Annotated in this window: 1 protein-coding gene; it reads left to right on the top strand. The window is 30.4% G+C overall.

The window, feature by feature from the left end; all coding sequences use genetic code 11:
• A partial coding sequence (locus E4T68_RS09135; RefSeq protein WP_167753889.1) for a transposase occupies window positions 1-247 on the top strand: 247 nt, incomplete at both ends.

Raw genomic sequence — 247 nt, 5'->3', positions numbered from 1 at the left:
ACATATTACCGACAAGACAGTGTCGTTATCTACTTAGTTATTTTCTAAAATATTCAAGAAAGCAACGCTTAAACGTACGTTATGTTGTTATGGATATGAATGCACATTATGGTAGTTGGATAAAACAGGTGTTTCCGAATGCAGAAATTGTTACAGATAGATTTCACATTGTTCAACATATCAATCGAACATTTAATCAGTTAAGATGTCAGATTATGAAAAAATATCTTAATCAATCAGATAGTAC

It is taken from the genome of Granulicatella sp. WM01, assembly GCF_004570605.1.
Taxonomy (GTDB): domain Bacteria; phylum Bacillota; class Bacilli; order Lactobacillales; family Aerococcaceae; genus WM01.
Note: the sequence above shows the minus strand (reverse complement) of the source record. Positions and strands in the feature narration are given on the sequence as shown.